The organism is uncultured Methanobrevibacter sp. (assembly GCF_937906425.1).
Classification (GTDB): domain Archaea; phylum Methanobacteriota; class Methanobacteria; order Methanobacteriales; family Methanobacteriaceae; genus Methanobrevibacter.
In genome coordinates this window covers 1-3,804 of sequence record NZ_CALCYR010000314.1, presented here as the reverse complement: position 1 = coordinate 3,804, position 3,804 = coordinate 1, and the positions used below count along the sequence as shown (strand labels likewise).

General features: G+C 27.9%; 3 protein-coding genes. All 3 read right to left on the bottom strand.

The genetic code is table 11. The features are described from left to right. Positions 1 to 110 precede the first annotated feature (110 nt). Positions 111 to 1,571 (bottom strand): cysteine--tRNA ligase, encoded by a 1,461-nt coding sequence (gene cysS, locus Q0138_RS09270; protein WP_297983838.1) that lies wholly within the window; start codon positions 1,569 to 1,571, stop codon positions 111 to 113. A gap of 424 nt (positions 1,572 to 1,995) precedes the next feature. Continuing rightward, positions 1,996 to 2,376 (bottom strand): transcriptional regulator, encoded by a 381-nt coding sequence (locus tag Q0138_RS09265; RefSeq protein WP_297983835.1) that lies wholly within the window; start codon positions 2,374 to 2,376, stop codon positions 1,996 to 1,998. 267 nt (positions 2,377 to 2,643) lie between these two features. Beyond that, positions 2,644 to 3,342 (bottom strand): serine O-acetyltransferase EpsC, encoded by a 699-nt coding sequence (gene epsC, locus Q0138_RS09260; protein WP_297983832.1) that lies wholly within the window; start codon positions 3,340 to 3,342, stop codon positions 2,644 to 2,646. Positions 3,343 to 3,804 lie beyond the last annotated feature (462 nt).

The following is a 3,804-nucleotide window of genomic DNA, read 5'->3' as shown; positions in this document are numbered from 1 at the left end:
TACACTCTTTCCCTACACGACGCTCTTCCGATCTATAAAATAAAAAAAGAAAAAACATTAAATATAATGTAATGAATTAAATTAAAAAAAGAAAAAAGGATTAAAATAAATTAATCACTTACTTCAATACCTAATTCATTTAATTTGTCCCTTATTTCATCAGACAAATCATATTGCTTTTCAGCTCTTAACTTTTTACGAACGTCAGCAATAATGTTTAACAATTCCACTTCATTTCCACTTGATTCTTCCTTATAATCAAAGAAATCAATCCCTAAAATGTAGGAAATGTCTGCAAACCAATGTTTAATTGCCAAAAGATCGTCAATTATAATATTGTCTTCAGCCAAGTCCTTATTGGATTGTTTAATAAATGAGAAAATAGCTGCAATTGCCTTTGGAGTGCTGAAATCATCATCCATACTTTCAAAGAAATCATTTACACCATCAGAGAGAACATCATAACTGGACTCATAATAATTGAAATTATTCAATTCCTCAAACAATTCATTTTCCTCTAAATCTGCAAGTCGGGCAATGTCATCTGAAACATTTGCACTTTCAAATTTAGCTTGAATCCTTTCATCAAGAGTTTCCAAATAGTTTTTAATTCTGGAGACATTCTTTTCAGCCTGATGCAAACTTACTTCACTAAAGTCTATTGGACTTCTATAATGGGTGGCAAGAACAAACAATCTAAATGTTTCACCGGAATATTCCTTCAATAAATCCCTAATTGTAATAAAGTTACCGAGAGATTTAGACATCTTTTCACCGGAAACATTTAAAAATCCTGTGTGCATCCAATATTGAACCAAAGGCTCCTTACCTGAGACCGCTTCCATCTGTGCAATTTCAGAATCGTGATGAGGGAAAATCAAGTCAAGTCCGCCACCGTGAATATCATATTGAGGTCCGAAATACTTTTCTGTAATGGCTGTATCTTCAATATGCCATCCAGGTCTTCCCTTACCCCAAGGAGAATCCCATACAGGTTCCCCTGCATATTCAGGAGCTTCCCTGTTTTTCCATAATGCAAAGTCATTTGGACTTTTCTTGGAACTGTCAATATCTATCCTATGGGTTTCAAGTTCATCAAGCTTACGATTTGCCAATTTTCCATAATCCTTGAACTTGGCAACTTCAAAATAGACACCTGTTTCGGTTACATAAGCATAACCCTTATCGATAAGTCTTTGAATTTGATCCAAAATCTCTTCCATATGGTCAGTGGCTCTTGCAAAATAATTAACACTTTTTACATTTAAAGCAGCCATATCTTCTATAAATCTTTTCTCGAACTTTTCTGCCAATAATTTAGAATCAACACCGCTTTCTTTTGCACGGTTAATGATCTTATCATCAATATCTGTAATATTTTGCAAATAAAATACAGAGTATCCTTTAAATTCCAAATATCTTTTAATGGTATCAAAAGAGATATAGGTTCTTCCATGACCTATATGAGCATCATCATAAACTGTAGGGCCGCATACAAAGAGTTTAATCTTATCCTTAAACAATGTATTTAACTCTTTTTTATCCCTTGACATAGTACTATAAACTTCCATTATATCGCCTGAATAATTTAATAAATTTTAATAATAATTTAATAAAATTGAAAATAATAACTAATTTCTAATCAAGAACATTTTCTTGATTCATAATAAATCTATATAACATATAATTTAAATATATTTTTATTTTTTATATTTTAATAGAATCATATTTAAATCATTTCATAAAACTAAAACAATCCTAAGAAAAGAGAGGACTGTTTAAAAGTTTAAAATTCTAAAAAAATAGTATTTACAAAGAGTAAATAAAAATATAAAAAATTAGTTAAGAATTAATAACTCGATTTAGATTAAAAATAAAAGTCAATTAAATCCTTCAAGATAAAAAAAATTCTAAAACATGATCATTTAGCAAATAGGCTAAAAAGCCTTAAATAATCTAAATCAAATTAATTAAAATTTAACTAATATTACTTAATTATAAACAATGTGCTTCAGAACCTAAACATGCTTTACAGTCAGCAGGCATATGATCTTTTTCCTTATGGATTTGACATAAAACATCTTCGGTTTTGATTCTTTTACAAATAAAGCAAGTACGTGGAATAATATCTAATTTAGTTGCTTTACCTTCATTTAAGTCATTAGCGAAGTCTTGAATTAATCCCTTTACATCATCATTAAATTCAATGCCGCTACCTCTTTTATCAGTAAGATATTGAGAAACAGCCGGTTGAGTAATATCCATTAATTCAGAAATCTTCTTTTGTTTCATTCCTAATTTTAACAAATCTTTTGCTAATTCAGATCGTATTGCTGGTATAACATACCATACAACCATCTCACAAGGTGGTTTCATTAAATACCTCCAATATCACATTAATCATATACTTAATTATAAATCATAAAAATTAAAGTTAAAAATTTATTTAAATCACAAATAATAAAATTTAAAGTTTAAAATTATTATTTAAGCTTCAATAAGAAATAAATTCAATTATCTAAAATTCAAAGTTGAATAATTTATTAAAAACAAATCAATTCAATTATCTAAAATTAAAGTTGAATAATTTATTAAAAACAAATCAATTCAATTTAAAACCCCTTAAAATTTAAATGCATAAATTCAGTCATCACTTTTGAAAACTTCCTCAATGTCTGAATCATTAGTAATTTCAGAGTTTTCAATATTGAGTTTCTTATTTAAAACATTAATTTGCTCTTCAAGTTCGTTTTGACGTTCCAATAATAAATCAATAGCATTTGCAACAGGGTCTGGGAAATCATGGTCCAAATCCATTACACAGCTACGTTCCTCCTGAATAATTTTGCTTGGTACACCTACAGCAGTAGTTCCTGGAGGAACATCATTTAATACAACGGCACCTGCCCCAATTTTTGAGGAATGTCCTAAAGTAATGTTTCCCAAAACCTTAGCGCCTGATCCTATTACCACAGCATCTTCAACGGTAGGGTGTCTTTTTCCCTTACTTAAACTTGTTCCGCCTAAAACAACTCCCTGATAAATTAAAACATCATCACCAACAATAGCTGTCTCACCAATAACGATACCCATTCCATGGTCTATGAAAACCCTTTTTCCAAGTTGTGCACCAGGGTGAATTTCAATTCCGGTTAAAAATCTTGATAACTGTGAAAAGAATCTTGCCCAAAATGGAAGGCGGTGAGTCCAAAGCCAATGATTCCATTTATGCAATAGAATAGCCCAAATTCCAGGATAACAGCAAAGAATCTCTAAACTACTTCTTGCAGCAGGATCCCTCATTTTTGCAGCTGTCAATTCGTCTTTTAAACCATCAAACATAAATACCACATCATCAACAATAAGTTAAATAACTATTGTTATAATATATCTTCTTTTAATTATTTAAACTTAACACAAGTTATAATAACATAGTTATATTAAATTTTTATACTATTTAAACTATTTTAAAAATTAATGAAAATTTACATAAATAAAGCCTAATCGAATAAAATAGAAAATAAATAGGAAATAAATAAAAAATAAATAGAAAATAAATAGGAAATAAATAAAAAATAAATAGAAAATAAATAGAAAATAAATAGAGAATAAATGAATATAATTTAAAATAATGTGAATAATAGTGTACAAAAATGATTAAATTATAAAAAATAGATTTTATAGCCTTTTTGAAAAAAAAGATAAAAAGAATTAGTTAATTTATTAATTAATTAAAATAAATTAAAATAAATTAAAAATAATTAAAATAAATTAAAATTAATAAAAATTAATTAAAATTAATTA